The organism is Parasphingopyxis sp. CP4, from assembly GCF_013378055.1.
GTDB lineage: Bacteria > Pseudomonadota > Alphaproteobacteria > Sphingomonadales > Sphingomonadaceae > Parasphingopyxis.
Map to the genome: position 1 here is coordinate 834967 of NZ_CP051130.1, position 16914 is coordinate 851880.

A 16914-nucleotide genomic window follows, 5' to 3' on the forward strand; every position below is an offset into this window, starting at 1 on the left:
ATCGCGAAAGGCGACGAGCACCACATGAACGAGATCTACGAAGAAGTCAGGATCGCACTCCACGCGATCTGGAAACAGCGCTGGCTAGCCTTGGCGGTAGCCTGGGGCGTGGCCGTGCTCGGTTGGCTCGTGATCGCAATGATTCCGAACAGCTATACATCATCTGCGCGCATCTATGTTCATCAGGAAACCGTCCTGTCCAACCAGGTGGGTGTTACCGACCGAGAGCAGCGCGCCAATATCGAGCGCATTCGCCAGACATTGGCGTCCACTGGTAATTTCGAGCTTGTTGTCCGCCAGACCGATCTCGTGCAGCAGACGAGTTCTGATGCCGAGGTCCGGGCCCTGGCCAACCGCCTCCGTGAGAATGTCACTGTTGCTGCGCAGCAGGATCCCAATAGTTTCGGACAGCCGGGCAATATGTTCGAGATATCTGCAAGCTGGGACAGTCCGGCGCTTGCCCAGCAGATCAACCAGAAGTTGATCGATGTCTTCATCGAGGAAAACCTTGCTGGAACCCGGGCTGAAGCAACGCAATCCGTTGAATTTCTCGATCGTCAGATCGCCGAACGTGAGCGTGTGCTCCAGGAAATGGAAGAACGGCGCGCAAACTTCGAAACCCAGTTTAGCGGAATGCTGCCGGGCACCGGCACGCTGACAGCGCGTATGAACCAAGCCCGCGGCGAAATCCGGAGTATCGAGGGCGACCTTGCTGCAGCACAAAGCTCGCTCAACACGGTTCAGGCGCAGCTCGGTGCCACTTCTCCTACCACGAGCGTTGCAGGTGGTGGCGGCGGTGCTGGACCGGCTACGGCGCGCCTCAACGCACTTCAAGCGCAATTGGCGGATGCCCGTGGTCGCGGGTGGACGGATCAGCATCCAGACGTGATCGCGATGCAGGGACAGATCGCCCGTGCTCGCGCGCAGGCACGCGGTGAACGCGGTGGCAGTTTTGGTGGTACGGCCGCCAATCCGCTCTATACCTCGCTTCGCTCGATGTTGGCTGATCGCCAGGCCCAAGTGGCCGCTTTGACGGCGCGGCGAGATCAGCTCCGTGCTGGCCTCGAACAAATTGAAATGCAGCGCACAACAAATCCGGGCGCTTTGGCAGAACAGCAGCAGCTGGATCGCGACTATCTGGCGCTTCAGACGCAATATAACCAACTGGTTGCCGACCGGGAAAGCGTTCGCCTGCGCGGTGACGTTGTTACCGAGACTGACAGCAACACCTTCCGTGTGGTCGATCCGCCAAGTCTGTCATCGGCACCGGCAGCTCCTAACCGGCCTTTGCTTCTCATTTTTGTGCTGATCGCCGCAATTGCGGTTGGCCTGGGTGCTGCATTTGCCAAAGGACAGCTGACCAATACCTATTCGACGGCGCGTCGGCTCGGCAACGAAACCGGGCTGCCGGTACTGGGCGTGATCAGCGAAGTGCTCAACCCGACAGAAACCGAAGTTCGTCGCCAGAATTTGATGCGCTTTGCCGCAGCATTCGGCGCGCTTTTCGGTGTGTGCGGGATCTTGATGGTCGCCGAGTTCATTCAACGCGGCATGACGGTCTGAGGGGATTGAGACGATGAACAAGCATAGCTCCTTCCACTCTTCCGGCTCATTGCTGGAACGCGCTTCTGAGAAGTTCGACTTTGCCGCCGCATTGCGTGGTGCAGCAGACGAATTTCCTGTGATTGACAAAGAGCGTCAAACAACTGCTCAGGAACCAATTGCACGAACCGCGCCGCCGCAAAACAATGGCAAGGCCTTTCAGGTTGATCGTGTCGCATTGGCGGAATCTGGCTTTATTTTACCAGATCAACGTCCGGGCCCGCTTGCCGAAGAGTTTCGGATCGTTAAGCGCCAGCTCCTTTTGCGCGCCGCAGGGGAAGGCGGTCCGCACATTGATAATGGACGTATGATACTGGTCTGCTCGGCAAAACCGGACGAGGGGAAAACCTTTTGTTCGATAAACCTAGCCCTCTCCATGGCCCGTGAACGTGATCTCGATATCGTCCTCGCGGATACGGACCTGAACAATCCAGAGATCGCATCACTCATGGGTCTCGAAGATGGTCCGGGTTTTATCGATGCGATCGCGGACCCCACCATATCCATCGAATCCTGCCTTGTGCGCACCGACATTCCAAATCTGTCGATCTTGCGTTCCGGCCGCCGTACCGACGACGCAACGGAGTTGCTGGCATCGCAGCAAACCCGCAATGTCGTGCAGGCGCTGCTGGCGCAGCACCCCGCCCGGATTGCAGTATTCGATTCACCGCCGGCCCTGTCGGCGTCACCGGCATCTGTCCTGGCAATGCATGCCGGTCAGACCGTGATGGTCGTCAAAGCTGATGCCACCAGCGAAGCCGAACTGCGTGAAGCGCTCGGTCTGCTCGATGGATGCGAGCATATTCAGCTGCTCCTGAACGGAGCCACCTACACCCCTAACGGCAAGCGTTTCAGCAATTACTACGGATATGGGGAATAGACATGACTTTCCTGTCTCATAAGGCTCAGTTCGCAAGCCTAGCGGCGGTTGCCGCCGGCATTGCGCTTGCCGTGCCGGGTGTCGCTGAAGCGCGAACCGAAATTTCGCCCTATATTGAAGTCCAACAGGTGCTCGACTTTGATTTGAGCGATAATGATGCATTTGGCGACGATGTCGTTACCTATACCAGCGTTGCGGCAGGCGTAGACGCATCGATCGTCACCAATCGGATCGCTTTGGGCGCAAGCTATCGTTACGAGCGCCGCATCTCCTGGGATGACAATATTGCCGATGATGACATTCACAGTGGTGTCGTTCGCGCAGCTGCAACGATTACGCGCGGACTGAGCTTGGAAGCCGGTGCATTGGCTGCCCGGGCACGCACGGAAATTGGTGGTGACTCATTGACGTCACTTACCGGCGACAATGACAACAGCACCCAAGTTTACTCGCTTTATGCTGGACCGAGTTACAGCACGCGAACTGGACCATTGGATATCGCAGCCGGTTATCGCATCGCCTATAACCATGTCGAAGACAATTTCGCTGCGAATACCGATCCAACGCAGCCGGCCGTCGATTATGTCGACCACAGCACCTATCATCAGGCCTATGCGAACGTTGGCAGCGCTCCGGGCGCCATGCTGCCCTTTGGCTGGGTCGTATCCGGCGGTTGGGAACGGGAAGATGCAAGCCAGCTCGATCAGCAATATGAAGCCTATTATGGCCGGTTAGACATCACGGTTCCGGTCACGCCCACGCTCGCGCTCCTGGCCGGCGTTGGTTACGAAAGTATCGAGATCAGCCAGCGCGACGTTTTGGTCGACGCGAACGGCCAGCCAATTCTCGACAATAACGGCCGGTTCCAGAGCGATCTGAACGCGCCACGGCTCCTCGCCTATGATGTGGATGAGGTGATCTACGATGCCGGTATCCTTTGGCGTCCCAGTCGCCGCCTCGAACTCTCGGCGCGGGTTGGTCATCGCTACGACACGACCATCTACAATGGCTATCTGACCTATCAAACGAGCACATCAAGCGCGCTGACGGCGTCGGTTTACAACAATATCAGCAGCTTTGGCCGGGGAACGACCAACACCCTCGCTGGCTTGCCGACCAATTTCACGCTCGGCGTGAATGGCTTTAGCCAGTTCAATGGCTGTGCATTCGGCGATGAAGGCGACGCTGGTGGGTGTTTCGACAACAACTTCCAGTCGCTTAACGCTTCCAACTTCCGCAGCCGCGGCGGCAGTCTTGTCTGGTCGGGCGGGCGCGGACCGTGGAGCTATGGCGTTGGTGCCGGCTATCAGAACCGCCGCTATTTTGCGCCGACGAACAATGCGACATTCTCGCTTGATCGCGTCACGGACGAGGCATACGCGCTCCAGGCCAATCTTGGATACACACTTTCGCCCAATTCGCAGCTCAGCGGTAACCTGTATGCGACCTGGTTCGAAACCGGAATTCCGGGCGAATCCGACGTATTCAGCACGGGCGGTTCAGCGACCTATAGCGTCGGCCTCTATCGCGGTCTCAGCGCACAGGCATCTGCCGGCATCTTTGCAAATGATGTCGAGGGTGAAGAAACGGATTGGCTGGCATCGATGCTGCTCGGCCTCAGATATGGATTTTAGTGGGGCGCGGAAACGCGTTTTGGGGAAAAATTATGTACAGTGAACATTATGGCCTGACCGGAAATCCGTTCCAATTGACTCCGGATCCGCGTTTCTGGTTCGAGAGTGAGACCCACAAGAAAGCCATGGCCTATCTCGGTTACGGGCTTGCCCAGGGTGAGGGCTTTATCGTCATCACTGGCGATATCGGCGCTGGCAAGACGACGCTGGTCGGCCATCTGATGGCGACAATCGATACGTCACGCCTGACAGCGGTACAGATCGTCTCAACCCAGGTCGAAGGCGAAGACATGCTGCGCCTTGTCGCCCAACAACTGGGCATGGAATCGCATGGTTTGGCGAAGGCAGAACTGCTCGATCGCATTGAGCGTTTCCTTCATGGCCAGGCCCGCGAAGGCAAACGCACCTTGCTGGTCGTTGATGAAGCGCAAAATCTGCCGGTATCGGCGCTCGAAGAATTGCGCATGCTGTCAAATTTCCAGGCTGCAGGCCGCGCATTGCTGCAGATATTCCTGCTCGGCCAGCCTGAGTTTCGCGATCGCGTGCGCACGGCACCCAATCTCGAACAGCTGCGCCAGCGCGTCATTGCCACCCATCATCTTGATCCGATGCAGGCCAATGAAATCGAGCCCTATATCACGCATCGCCTAACGGTCGCCGGTTGGGATGGTCGTCCGCATTTTGGTGCAGACGCCTATAACGCACTCTATGCTGCTACTGATGGCGTGCCTCGTCGACTGAATACGCTCATGGCGCGGGTACTCCTGTTCGGTGCTGTCGAAGATCTCGATATGATCACTGGCGATGCCGTAAATGCGGTTCTCGCAGATCTTGCCGAAGAAGAGCCGGGTCGAGCCAAGCCAATGGTCGATGATGCTGCACTCGAAACAGTGACGGAGCACGCTGAAGTCGATGTGTCCGAAGAGCTGGAGTCGATTGAGGCGGTGCCGGTCGCAGCGCCAGATTTAGATCCGGTTGAGCAGCATGATGATGTCTTTGCGTCGCTCGCTAGCATCGACACTGGTCACACCAGCGACGAACAGGGTGATCTGCCACCGCTAGAAAATGCCGATGCGGACGATCGCTTGGACGATGATGAAGATGTCGCTTTCGATCTGCCTGAACCTCTTGTCGCTGATCCAGCAAGTGATGATCTGGTCGCGGTCGAGGAAACTGGTGAAATCAACCATGCCGATGCATGGGAAGAGTCAGAAGCAACCGACGAGCCAGCGTTCGAGCCCGTCATCGTTTCAGATCCAGAACCAGCTCATGACCAGCGTATTGCAGCCCTGGAGGCACGGATTGATGAACAGGATGCGGCATTGCGCCGTGTATTGAACTTGCTCGTCCAATGGGTCGAGGAAGATACGCCGCAGCCGAATTTTGATGTCGTGCGCGGCGACGCCGCCTAATACGAGGCGAGGAGGAAATGCCCGACCATGCTGAATGCGCTTTCGGTCGATATCGAAGACTGGTTCCAGGTCGGCGCGTTTGAATCCGTCATCGCGCGCGATGATTGGGACGATCTTGCCCATCGCGTAGAAGATAACAGCATTGCGGTACTCGATCTTTTTGAGCGGGCAGGGGTCAAAGGTACGTTCTTCACACTGGGCTGGGTCGCAAAGCGCTACCCCAGTTTAATCCGCCGCATTGCTGATGCTGGTCATGAGATTGCAAGCCATGGTTGGGATCATCAACGCGTATTCACCCTGCAACCCGAGGAATTTCGCGCGGATCTCCGTAAAGCGCAAAAAGTGCTCGAAGACGCGTCAGGCCAAAAACTGAGCGGCTATCGCGCGCCGAGTTTCTCGATCGATGCACGCACCCCTTGGGCACATCAAATTCTTGCCGATGAGGGCTATCACTATTCTTCGAGCGTAGCGCCAGTCATCCATGATCATTATGGCTGGCCCGAGGCACCGCGATTCGCCTTCAATCCGCTCAAAGATGATGATTTTCTTGAAGTGCCGGTAACCACGGCGCGCCTTGGAGGTCGTACAATTGCCGCTGGCGGAGGTGGGTTTTTTCGCCTGCTTCCCTATCGATTTTCTCGCTGGGCTATCGGCCAAGTGAACGGTGAAAACCAACGTCCGGCAATCTTCTATTTCCACCCGTGGGAGATCGACCCGGAACAGCCACGAGTTGAGAATGCTCCCCTGCGGTCAAAGGTTCGTCACTACAGCCGATTGTCGGCGATGGAAGGCAAACTCGAGCGCCTGCTGGGCGACTTTCAATGGGGCCGGGTCGACAGGGTCGTCGAGATGCAGCGGGAGCTGAGCCAATGAATGCGCCTGCGTCACAGTTAAGCGCGCGTGTGCGACTGGCGGACCTGAGTGATCCGGGCGAATGCGCGCGGATTGTGTCATTTGTTCGGGCCACCGACGGCGCAACCCCGTTTCATCTTCCGCAATGGATCACGGCCATGGAAACTGGATGTGGCCAAACCGCGCACATGCTGGTCGCGGAACGCGGCAATGCGATCGTTGGAGTTCTCCCAGCGAATGTGGTGCATTCTCCGCTTGTGGGTCGCGCGTTGGTCTCGAGCGGATTTGCAGTCGGGGGTGGAATCCTGGCAGATGATCCGGCGGTGATCTCTGATCTGGCGAACAACAGCTGGGCATTAGCGGAACGATTGAGCTGCCCAGAAGTTGAACTTCGCGGTGGGCCGGTGCCCGAAGGCTGGGACGCGCGATCAGGCCTTTATGCCAATTTCTCTCGCGAACTTGCCGAAGATGCGGAAGCCGATCTTCTCTCGGTGAATCGCAAACACCGTGCTGAAATCCGAAAAAGCTTCAAAAATGATCTCAGCTATTCGGTAGGCAATGGACGTGCCGAGCGCGACCAGCATTACGCGATCTACGCAACCAGCGTCCGAAACCTGGGTACACCGGTATTCCCGCGATCCATGTTTGACGCCGTACTCGACAATTTCGGTGATGATGCCGATATCATGGTCGTCCATCACGATGGCCAACCCATCAGTGCGGTTCTGACGCTCTATTTCGAAGGGCGCGCCATGGTCTATTGGGGTGGCGGCACGATGCAGGCGAGAGCTCTCAGAGCTAATGATTTCCTGTACATCACTATGATGAACCATGCGCGAGAGCGAGGTTGCACAGTCTTTGATTTCGGTCGTTCCAAGAGGAATACGGGGCCCTACAAATGGAAGAAGAATTGGGGCTTTGAACCAGAGCCGATGGTCTATGCCAGTCGACTAGTCGATGGCATGGCACCACGGGAAATGAATCCGAACAGCCCGAAATATCGGCTGCAGGTGGCGCTTTGGAAGAAACTACCCTTGCCGATCGCTAACAGGGTCGGTCCCTGGATCGCCAAAGGCCTCGGATAATGGGTGATATCCTCTTTCTTGCGCATCGCATTCCGTATCCGCCCAACCGTGGAGACAAGATCCGTTCGTTCAACATCCTGAAACGGCTGTGTGTGCTTGGGACGGTGCATGTCGCGACCTTTGCCGATGATGATGAGGACCTTGCCCATGCCGAGGCGTTGCGAGGGATGGTTGGCTCCTTGCACATCGAAAAACGCAGCGTGTCAAAGCCGGTGGGGGCAGCTCGTGCGCTGCTAACAGGCAAGCCAATCTCTCTGACGCTGTTTGATAGCCAGGGCATCCGGTCCTTTGTTGACCAGGCGATCCAATCGAAATCCATCGACACGGTGTTCGTGTTTTCGGGTCAGATGGCGCAGTTCGTTCCTGACCTCGGGCCTGAAACGCGTTTCATCATGGATTTTGGTGACGTCGATTCTGCGAAATTCGCCTCTTATGCCAAAAGCGGCAATCCAGTGATGCGCTACGTGCATGCGCGCGAAGCACGCCGATTGGCAGCATTTGAGGAGGCAACGGCAAAACGCGCCGACCATAGCCTTTTCGTGACGGACGCGGAGGCTCGCCTTTTTCGATCCGCAACCCTGCTTGATGACCACAAGGTCCAATCGCTTGAAAATGGAATCGACTGCGACTTTTTCGATCCAGTCGCAGATTTTCCAAAACTGAGCACGGCTATCGGACCGCTTGTGATCTTCACAGGCCAGATGGATTATCGTCCGAACATCGATGCAGTGGTTAGTTTTGCCACTGAGGTAATGCCGACAATTCACGCACATCATCCGCATGTGCAATTCGCCATTGTTGGCCGCAATCCGGCCCCCGAAGTTGAGGCGCTGGATCGCTTTGAAGGCGTGACGGTCACCGGCGCCGTCGATGAAATCCGTAGCTGGGTGGCCGCAGCAGACGTAGTAGTTGCGCCGCTTCGCATAGCCAGAGGTATTCAGAACAAGGTGCTGGAAGCGATGGCGATGGCGCGGCCTGTGGTCGCCTCACGCCTTGCCTTTGAGGGGATTGACGCGGTCCCGCAGCGCGATCTGCTGGTCGCCGATACTCCTGCGCAAGAGGCGGAACTGGTGGTGCAAGTCCTCAACAATGTCTCTGATGCAGATGCCATGGGACGCGCGGCAAGAAATCGCATGCTGGAACGCTATCGCTGGGATCGAACGCTTGCACCGCTTGCCGGTCTCATCGGACGGGATGCTGCCAAAGACGAACCCAGGACCGCGGAAACGGTTTCTGTATGACAGCATCGAGCGCTCTTGAACGGCCCGGCGATACGACATGGTCTGCCCAATGGCGGATCAGTTTAATCCTGCTCGGCGCCGCATTATTTGCGTTACTGGTCTTGTTCCGAAGCGACGTTCTCAGCATGGCGACTGTCTGGGTAAACAGCCCGACCTTCAACCATTGTCTCTTGATCGTACCGATTATCGGTTGGCTGATCTGGAACCGGCGGACCGAGCTGGCGCAATTGACGCCGCAGGCATCGCTTTGGGGGCTTGTTCCAGTGGGCCTGGGCGCGGCGAGTTGGTTTGTTGGCGAAGCTGCCGGCGTAACGCTAGCCCGCCATCTCGGCATCATTGTCATGATGCAGGGCAGCGTGGTGACTATCCTCGGGATCACCGTCACGCGCGGTATCCTGTTTCCACTCGGTTATGCGCTGTTCCTTGTACCATTTGGAGAGGAGTTCATTCCGGCTCTCCAGATGGTCACGGCAGATTTGTGCATGGCTTTGTTAGGTTTGTTCGGGTTGCCAGCGCATATGGAAGGCGTGTTCATCACTACCCCGTCCGGCTTTTTTGAAGTCGCCGAGGCCTGTTCCGGCGTGAAATTCCTGATCGCGATGCTGGCGCTGGGTGCGCTTGCGGCAAATCTCTGCTTCAAGAGCTGGATACGGCGGAGCCTGTTCATGGCCATATGCTTTGTCGTGCCGATCATTGCGAACGGCATTCGCGCGTTCGGCACAATCTATATTGCTGATGCAACGGGAATCGAGTTTGCCGAAAGCTTCGATCATATCGTCTATGGCTGGTTCTTCTTCGCCATTGTCATCGCCATGATATTTGCAATGGCGTGGAAATTCTTCGATCGCGAGATTGATGATCCAGCTTTTGACCCCGCCGACCTGCAGACCGCACGGGCCTATAGCGCTGATAGCCCCACGCGCCGTTCGGCATTCGCGATCGGGATTATTGCGGTTGCCGCCGCACCGGTGCTTTGGCTGTCCATGGCATCGCCAGCACAAACCGCCATGCCGGAGCAATTTGCGCTCCCTACGGTAAATGGCTGGTCCATCGATACCGCTCCCATGCGTCGCGAATGGCAGGCAACCTATGTTGGAGCCGACCGGATAGTTGCGGGACGATATCGCAACGCGCAGGGGCAAATTGTTGATCTGGCCATCGCTTACTATGCCGATCCCCGGGAAGGCTTTGAACCGGTTGGTATTGGCCAGGGGGGAATGCCGCTGGAAACCGAATGGTCCTGGGTCGAAGACAGTCAGGCTCCGGAAGGCGGCACAGCATACCGGATCATGGCACCTGGACCCGTGTCGCGTGAGGTTTTCCAATATGTGATGGTTGGCGGTGCGCTCACAGGAAACAGTGTCGATGCAAAACTCGCAACTTTGCGCGCGCGCCTGTTTGGGACCGACCGGAGCGCTCAGGGCATAGTCATTTCTTCAGAAGACAATGACGCTCGCGCCGCTGTCGAGGCATTTGTCGCGGATAGCGGAGGCGTGGATCACCTGGTTGACCGCGTGATCGGCTTGGCCGACTGAACCGCTTATGTGCGGCCTTACCGGTATATTTCATCTCGAAACGGCAAAGCCTGTCGATCCTGACCGCGTCCGCGCGATGACGGATGTGCTCGCGCATCGCGGGCCGGACGGTTCGGGCGTTTGGACCGCGCAGGGCGTGGGCCTTGGCCATCGGCGTCTGTCGGTGATCGATCTGGAAGGCGGCGATCAGCCCATGGCAACGCCAGACGGCAAGCTGGTGACGATTTTCAACGGCGAAATCTACAATTTTCAAGACTTGCGCCGCGAACTCGAATCCCATGGCCATGTTTTCCAGACGAATAGCGATACCGAAGCGATCCTCCATGGATGGCGGCAATGGGGACCGAATTGCATCGAACATTTCCACGGGATGTTCACCTTCGCACTGTTCGATGCGGATGCGCAGACCCTGTTCCTTGGCCGCGATCGATTAGGCGTCAAACCGCTCTATTATGCGGAAGTATCGGACGGCAGCCTGATCTTTGCATCGGAGCTTAAAGGCCTGCTGGCCCATCCATTGCTGCGCCGTCGGCCCAGCGAGCAGGCGATCGAGGATTATCTTGCCTTTGGCTATGTGCCTGATGATGCCTGTTTTGTGGCGGGCGTGCAAAAACTGCCGGCCGGCCATTTCCTGCTGCTCCAACGCGGCATGCCATTGCCGCAACCGCAACAATATTGGGACGTGGAATTCTCCCCGAAACGCAGAAAACAGCAGGCGGCGGAGGAAGAGCTGACGGCCCATATGACGGAAGCCGTCCGCAGTCGCCTCGTATCTGATGTTCCGCTCGGTGCCTTCCTCTCCGGCGGTGTCGACAGTTCAGCCGTCGTGGCATTAATGGCCGAAGCAAGTCGTGGTGCCGTCGAAACCTGTTCGATCGGTTTCGACCAGGCCGATCATGACGAAACCGAATATGCCGATATGATCGCGGAGCGCTTTGCGACCAATCACCGCAAAAGGATCGTGGCCGCCGACGACTTCCCGTTGATCGACACGCTGGTCGAAGCCTTTGACGAACCCTTTGCGGATGCCAGCGCCTTGCCGACCTATCGGGTGTGCGAACTGGCCCGGGAAAAGGTGACGGTATCGCTGTCAGGCGATGGCGCGGATGAGATATTCGCCGGCTATCGCCGCCATGTCTTTCACGCGGGCGAAGAACGCGCGCGGCGTTTTCTGCCGGGTGCCTTGCGTAAGCCGATCTTTGGCGGTCTCGGCGCGATCTATCCCAAGCTTGATTGGGCGCCGCAATTCCTGCGCGCGAAATCGACGTTGCAGGGCCTCGGACTATCCGGCGGCGAAGCCTATGCCCAATCGGTCGGCGTCACGGCTCAAGCAACACGCGCCGCGCTCTACAGCGAAACCATGCAAACTGCACTTCAGGGTCATCGGGCCGAAGATCGCTATGTGCGGACGATGGAAAATGCGCCGGCTGCAGATGGGCTGGCCGCCGCGCAATATGCCGATCTCAAAATATGGCTTCCCGGTGATATCCTGACCAAGGTCGACCGGACGAGCATGGCCGTCAGCCTGGAAGCGCGCGAGCCGTTGCTCGATCATCGCCTTGTCGAGTTCGCGGCCACACTCCCGGTGAAACAGCGGGTGAGGGGAGGCACGGGCAAATGGCTGATGAAACAGGCCATGCGACGCTATTTGCCAGAGGACATCCTGTTCCGCCGAAAAATGGGCTTTGTCACGCCCATCAGTGCCTGGTTCCGCGGAGCGCTCGCCAGCGAGGCGACTGGGCTCGTCAGCAGCACCGCGCTGGCAGAAACAGAATGGTTCAACCGGCCGGTGATCAAACAGGTGGTTGAAGAGCATCAGAGCGGACGCAAGGAACATGGTCGGCTGATCTGGCAGCTGCTTATGCTCGATCGCTCATTGCGCCGCGTATTTGGCCTTGGTCAGCCCTCGGGATAATCCGCGCATACGAAGTATAGCCCGTCCGGCGGGGCGTTCAGACCAAGCCGATTGCGATCGGTCGCTTCGAGCGCATCTTTCAGATCGCCAACCGACCAACGCCCAATTCCGACCAGGGCCAAACAGCCGACCATCGAGCGTACCTGGTGATGGAGGAAGGAGCGGGCCGAAGCAGTCACCTCCAAACGATCCCCAATGCGCTCCACATCCAGCGCCGAAAGCGTCTTCACCGGGCTTTCCGCCTGGCAATGCGCTGAACGGAATGTCGTGAAATCATGTTTGCCGACGAGAAGCTGCGCGGCGGCTTGCATCATTTCCTCATTCAATGGCTGTGGAATGCGCCAGGCTCGGCCATCATCCAGCGCCAGCGGCGCACGGCGATTGACGATCCGATACAGATAGTGGCGGCCTGTACAGCCAAACCGCGCATGCCAATCATCGTCGACCGCCTCGCAATCCAGGATAGCGATCGCTTCGCCGCGCAGCTTTGCATTGAGTGCCTCACCGAGGCGAAAGGCGGTGATCTCGCGTTTAATATCGACATGCGCGCTCATCGCGAGAGCATGTACGCCGGAGTCCGTGCGGCCTGCGCCATAGACCAACGCCTCCTCACCGGTAATCGCTGCACAGGCATCTTCGATCGCTTGTTGAACGCTCGGGCCATGCGGTTGCCGCTGCCAGCCCATATAAGATTGGCCATCAAACTCGATGGTGAGCCGGAATCGGGTCATCAGAGCCGCGTACCGACCGGGATGGAGAAGCCACGTAACAAATCGGCGGTATCCATCGCCGCTTTCCCGGCCCGCTGTACCAGAGTCGGTCGGATAGCATCCTCGCCGCACGCAATTGTCAGCGTGTCGTCGACAACGCTCCCTGGTTCGCCGCTCGCCTCGACAAAATCGGCAGCAAGGATTTTGAATCGCTCGCCGTCAAATTCGAAAAATGCGCCCGGCATTGGGTTAAAGGCACGGATCGCCCGTTCGACCTCTTCCGCCGTTTGGGAGAAATCGATGCGCGCCTCTGCTTTGGTGATCTTGTCGGCATAGGTGGCGTCGGTATCGTCCTGAATATTCGGGACAAGCGTATCGAGCGCATCCAGCGTATCGCAAATCAGCGACGCCCCCATATCCGCCAATTCGTCCGTCAGTGCACCAGCAGTTTTTCCCTCGGAGAGCGTGGCAGCAAGCGTCAGCATCGGGCCGGTATCGAGACCGCGCTCCATCTGCATGATGGTGATGCCGGTCGCCGGATCGCCCGCCAATATCGCGCGCTGCACCGGGGCCGCGCCGCGCCAGCGGGGAAGGAGCGAGGCATGGATGTTGAGGCAACCACGCTTCGGCGCGTCGAGAATCGCCTGATTCAGGATCAATCCATAGGCCGCCACCACAGCCACATCGGCCTCAAGCGCAGCAAAGGCTGCTTTTTCTTCGTCCGATTTCAGGCTTGCCGGGGTCCGTACCTCAATCCCGAGTTCTTCCGCTGCCTTATGGACCGCAGAAGGACGCAGTTTTTTTCCGCGGCCCGCAGGGCGTGGCGGTTGGCTGTAAACTGCAACAATATCATGCCCTGCATCGACAAGAGCGCGCAGCGCCGGCACCGCGAAATCGGGCGTTCCCATGAAAATGATCCGCATGTCCTTGCTTCAACCGCTTGGCAAAGGGGAGCGCAACCCCCTAACTTGTTTCCATGGCCTCTGCAGAGATTGACCAACTGACCAATGCACTCGCCCGATTACCGGGTTTGGGGCCGCGTTCTGCCCGCCGGGCCGTGCTGCATCTCCTCAAAAAGCGAGAAGCATCGCTCACGCCATTGCTGCGCGCATTGGAGACGGTGGAAGCGAAACTTGCGACCTGCAGCATCTGCGGCAATGTCGATACGAGCGACCCCTGCGGTATCTGCACGGATACAAAACGCGATGCGCGATCGCTCTGTGTCGTCGAAGAAGTCTCCGATCTCTGGGCGCTGGATCGCTCTCGGTTATTCCCAGGGCGGTTCCACGTCCTTGGCGGGCGGCTTTCGGCGCTGGACGGTGTTCGTCCGGAAGACCTGCATATCGACACGCTGATTGCCCGCGTATCAAGTGGAGAGATTGACGAGGTTGTGCTGGCAATGAACGCGACCCTCGAAGGCCAGACAACCGCGCATTACCTGGCCGAGCGCCTCGAATCGCATCCAGTGCGCATCACCCAGCTCGCCCATGGCCTGCCGGTCGGCGGCGAGCTCGATTATCTCGACGATGGCACATTGGCCCAGGCGTTGCGCGCACGTAGCCCCATCGCTTGACCTGATTCGTGCCAATTCCTACCTAGAGCCCATGGCCATTTTACCGATCGTTGAAGTTCCGGATCCCCGGTTGAAAACTGTTTCCACGCCTGTCGAAGAGGTGACGGATGAGACACGTGCGCTGATCGCGGACATGTTTGAGACGATGTATGATGCTCCGGGTATCGGTCTGGCGGCGATCCAGGTTGGTGTGCCCAAGCGCATTCTCGTGATCGACCTGCAGGAAGAAGAGGATGAGGAGGGCGAACCCGTTCGCGATCCGCGTGTCTTCATCAATCCCGAACTGGTCGATCCGTCTGAAGAGTTACGGACCTATGAAGAGGGTTGCCTCTCCATTCCCGATCAATTCGCCGAAATTGACCGACCGGACAGTGTGACCGCTCGCTGGCTCGATGAAAATGGCGAGCAGCACGAGGAACGCCTCGAAGGCCTGCTCGCGACCTGCCTCCAGCATGAGATGGACCATCTCGAAGGCATTGTGTTCATCGATCATCTCTCGCGCATGAAGCGCAATATGGTGCTCAAAAAGCTAGAAAAAGCGCGGCGGGCCCAGGCGGCATAACAGGGGTGTGCGAAGCTCGCTTGTGCGGAGTCGCAACAGAGTCTAGGTTCACCATTCGTTCTTTTTGAGTAGGCGGCCATGGACCCGATCATTGTCATTGTTGGTGTGATTATCGCGCTGATAGCGGGCGCGATATTGGGCTGGCTCGCGAGTAATCGCTCAAATGCGCCCCTTCGAGACGAAAATGCACGCCTCCGCGAAGACGGCGAGCGCACCACATCCGACCTGCGCACAACACTGGATGGTGTTCGCGAGGAACGCGACGCCGCGCTGCAGGAGCTTGCGGGGCTCAAGGCATCGGCTGACGAGCGCGATCGGGCTTTTGAAGTACGGCTGACCGAGCTGCGGGAAGCCAAGGATGCACTGACTGCGCAATTCAGCGAAGTCGGCGCGAAGATGCTCGGCGATGCGCAGAAGCAGTTTCTCGAACGCGCCGATGCGCGCTTCAACCAGGCGGGCGAGAAAAGCGAAGAACGGCTCAAACAGCTGCTCAGCCCGGTTGGCGAGCGGTTGAAGGCCTATGAAGAACAGGTCGGCAAGGTCGAAAAAGAGCGAACCGAAGCCTATGGCAATCTGACGGGTTTGATTGATCAGATGCGGGCCGGGCAGGAGGGCGTCCGCAGCGAAACCGAGAAATTGGTAAATTCGCTGCGCAATGCGCCGAAGGCGCGCGGGCGTTGGGGCGAACAACAGCTTAAGAATGTGCTCGAAACTGCAGGCCTCTCAGAACATACCGATTTCCAGACCGAAGTGAGCGTCGATAGCGAGGATGGCCGGATGCGGCCCGATGCGATCATCCGCGTTCCGGGCGGGCGCGCATTGGTGATCGATGCGAAAGTGTCGCTCAACGATTATCAAGATGCCTTTAATGCGGACGAAGAAGAGGCGCGTGAAGTGGCGCTGGCCCGGCATTGCACATCAATGAAAACGCATATCGAAGGCCTGTCTCGCAAGGCCTATTGGAGCCAGTTCGACGACGCGCCGGACTATGTGATCATGTTTGTACCGGGCGAGCATTTCCTCACGGCCGCGCTCGAGCATGAGCCGTCCTTATGGGATCATGCGTTCGACAAGAAGGTGTTGCTGGCGACGCCGACCAATCTGATAGCGATTGCGCGCACTGTTGCTGCGGTTTGGCGCCAGGAAGGCCTTGCCCAGGAAGCGCAGCAGATCGGTCAACTTGGCAAGGAAATGTATGATCGCCTGGCAGTTGCCGCGGGGCATATGCGCACAGTCGGCAGCGGGCTCACTACGGCGGTCAATAATTACAACAAATTCGTCGGCAGTTTTGAGCGCAACGTCCTGTCTACGGGTCGCCGCTTTGCCGAACTCAATATCGAGCCGGGCAAGAATGAAATCGGCGATTTGGCGCCGATCGAAGCGATTGCACGCGAATCCACGGCCGGTGCGCTACCATCTTCGGATAATGACGAAGATACTCCAGACGCTGCCGAATAACCGCTAAACGTCGCCGCCACAGCCCTGGACAGGGGCGCTGCCGCGTTCCGTGATCGTCACGATGGCGGGATAGCCTGCGCCGCTCATCGCATCGGTGCAGGGCTCGTCGAGGATTTCGACGGTGATCGAGTCATTCTCGAACCGACGCCCGCCCTCGAAGGTTTCGAGCTCCGGCGTGCGCGCCGTCACCCGGCGTTCGCCATAATCGGCTTCATAAACAATCACATCGTCATAGATGCGCAGGAACCAGCCCGGCTCCTGGCCGACGCCGCGGAAAAAGGGTTCAGGCTCGGCGGTGGCCGTCTCATCATCGGTCACGATGCTCGGGGAATCGGTGATCGCAGGATCACTAAAATCCTCGCAGGCCGAAAGGGGGAGGGCGATCGCGGCGGCTGCCACAAGGCTCAGTCTCATATCCATCAATACACCGTGTCATCATAAACGGGCTCACCGCC

15 protein-coding genes are annotated in these 16914 nt (G+C 58.1%); 12 read left to right on the top strand and 3 right to left on the bottom strand.

The annotated features are described in order from the left end of the window. Nucleotides 1–24: 24 nt before the first annotated feature. The 9 genes from HFP51_RS03965 to HFP51_RS04005 are packed head-to-tail and all read left to right on the top strand — an operon-like array spanning nucleotide 25 to nucleotide 12156. Entirely contained in the window at nucleotides 25–1563 is a 1539-nt protein-coding gene (locus HFP51_RS03965) for an XrtA system polysaccharide chain length determinant (protein WP_176874471.1), read from the top strand. A gap of 13 nt (nucleotides 1564–1576) precedes the next feature. Beyond that, entirely contained in the window at nucleotides 1577–2482 is a 906-nt protein-coding gene (locus tag HFP51_RS03970; RefSeq protein ID WP_176874472.1) for a P-loop NTPase, read from the top strand. 2 nt (nucleotides 2483–2484) lie between these two features. Then, entirely contained in the window at nucleotides 2485–4116 is a 1632-nt protein-coding gene (locus HFP51_RS03975; protein ID WP_176874473.1) for a hypothetical protein, read from the top strand. 32 nt (nucleotides 4117–4148) lie between these two features. Next, nucleotides 4149–5528: an XrtA/PEP-CTERM system-associated ATPase gene (locus tag HFP51_RS03980; RefSeq protein WP_176874474.1), complete on the top strand. Its 1380-nt coding sequence runs from the start codon at nucleotides 4149–4151 to the stop codon at nucleotides 5526–5528. A gap of 27 nt (nucleotides 5529–5555) precedes the next feature. Beyond that, nucleotides 5556–6401 (top strand): XrtA system polysaccharide deacetylase, encoded by an 846-nt coding sequence (locus HFP51_RS03985; protein WP_176874475.1) that lies wholly within the window; start codon nucleotides 5556–5558, stop codon nucleotides 6399–6401. Continuing rightward, nucleotides 6398–7465, top strand: a complete 1068-nt coding sequence (locus tag HFP51_RS03990) for a FemAB family XrtA/PEP-CTERM system-associated protein (protein WP_176874476.1) — start codon at nucleotides 6398–6400, stop codon at nucleotides 7463–7465. The genes HFP51_RS03985 and HFP51_RS03990 overlap by 4 nt, the downstream gene beginning before the upstream one ends. Then, on the top strand, nucleotides 7465–8706 hold the full coding sequence (locus tag HFP51_RS03995; protein ID WP_370462935.1) for a TIGR03087 family PEP-CTERM/XrtA system glycosyltransferase: 1242 nt from the start codon (nucleotides 7465–7467) through the stop codon (nucleotides 8704–8706). The genes HFP51_RS03990 and HFP51_RS03995 overlap by 1 nt, the downstream gene beginning before the upstream one ends. Then, nucleotides 8703–10241 (top strand): exosortase A, encoded by a 1539-nt coding sequence (gene xrtA, locus HFP51_RS04000; RefSeq protein ID WP_176874477.1) that lies wholly within the window; start codon nucleotides 8703–8705, stop codon nucleotides 10239–10241. The genes HFP51_RS03995 and xrtA overlap by 4 nt, the downstream gene beginning before the upstream one ends. A gap of 7 nt (nucleotides 10242–10248) precedes the next feature. Further along, nucleotides 10249–12156, top strand: a complete 1908-nt coding sequence (locus HFP51_RS04005) for an XrtA/PEP-CTERM system amidotransferase (protein WP_176874478.1) — start codon at nucleotides 10249–10251, stop codon at nucleotides 12154–12156. Here the strand turns inward: HFP51_RS04005 and truA are convergent. After that, nucleotides 12141–12887 carry a tRNA pseudouridine(38-40) synthase TruA gene (truA, locus tag HFP51_RS04010; protein WP_176874479.1) on the bottom strand — a complete coding sequence of 249 codons (747 nt, stop codon included), beginning with the start codon at nucleotides 12885–12887 and terminating at the stop codon, nucleotides 12141–12143. The genes HFP51_RS04005 and truA overlap by 16 nt on opposite strands. Beyond that, nucleotides 12887–13789: a methionyl-tRNA formyltransferase gene (fmt, locus tag HFP51_RS04015; RefSeq protein ID WP_176874480.1), complete on the bottom strand. Its 903-nt coding sequence runs from the start codon at nucleotides 13787–13789 to the stop codon at nucleotides 12887–12889. Before fmt ends, truA begins: the two co-directional genes overlap by 1 nt. A 53-nt stretch (nucleotides 13790–13842) precedes the next feature. On the opposite strand from fmt, the gene recR reads away from it, so the two are divergent. The 3 genes from recR to rmuC all read left to right on the top strand — a co-directional run bounded on the left by recR (nucleotide 13843) and on the right by rmuC (nucleotide 16459). Then, complete coding sequence (gene recR / locus HFP51_RS04020) at nucleotides 13843–14439, top strand: recombination mediator RecR (RefSeq protein WP_176874481.1); 597 nt, start codon at nucleotides 13843–13845, stop codon at nucleotides 14437–14439. 31 nt (nucleotides 14440–14470) lie between these two features. Then, complete coding sequence (gene def, locus HFP51_RS04025) at nucleotides 14471–15001, top strand: peptide deformylase (RefSeq protein WP_176874482.1); 531 nt, start codon at nucleotides 14471–14473, stop codon at nucleotides 14999–15001. 78 nt (nucleotides 15002–15079) lie between these two features. Continuing rightward, nucleotides 15080–16459 (top strand): DNA recombination protein RmuC, encoded by a 1380-nt coding sequence (gene rmuC / locus HFP51_RS04030; protein ID WP_176874483.1) that lies wholly within the window; start codon nucleotides 15080–15082, stop codon nucleotides 16457–16459. A gap of 3 nt (nucleotides 16460–16462) precedes the next feature. Here the strand turns inward: rmuC and HFP51_RS04035 are convergent, their stop codons facing one another. Next, entirely contained in the window at nucleotides 16463–16873 is a 411-nt protein-coding gene (locus HFP51_RS04035) for a hypothetical protein (protein WP_176874484.1), read from the bottom strand. Nucleotides 16874–16914: the final 41 nt, after the last annotated feature.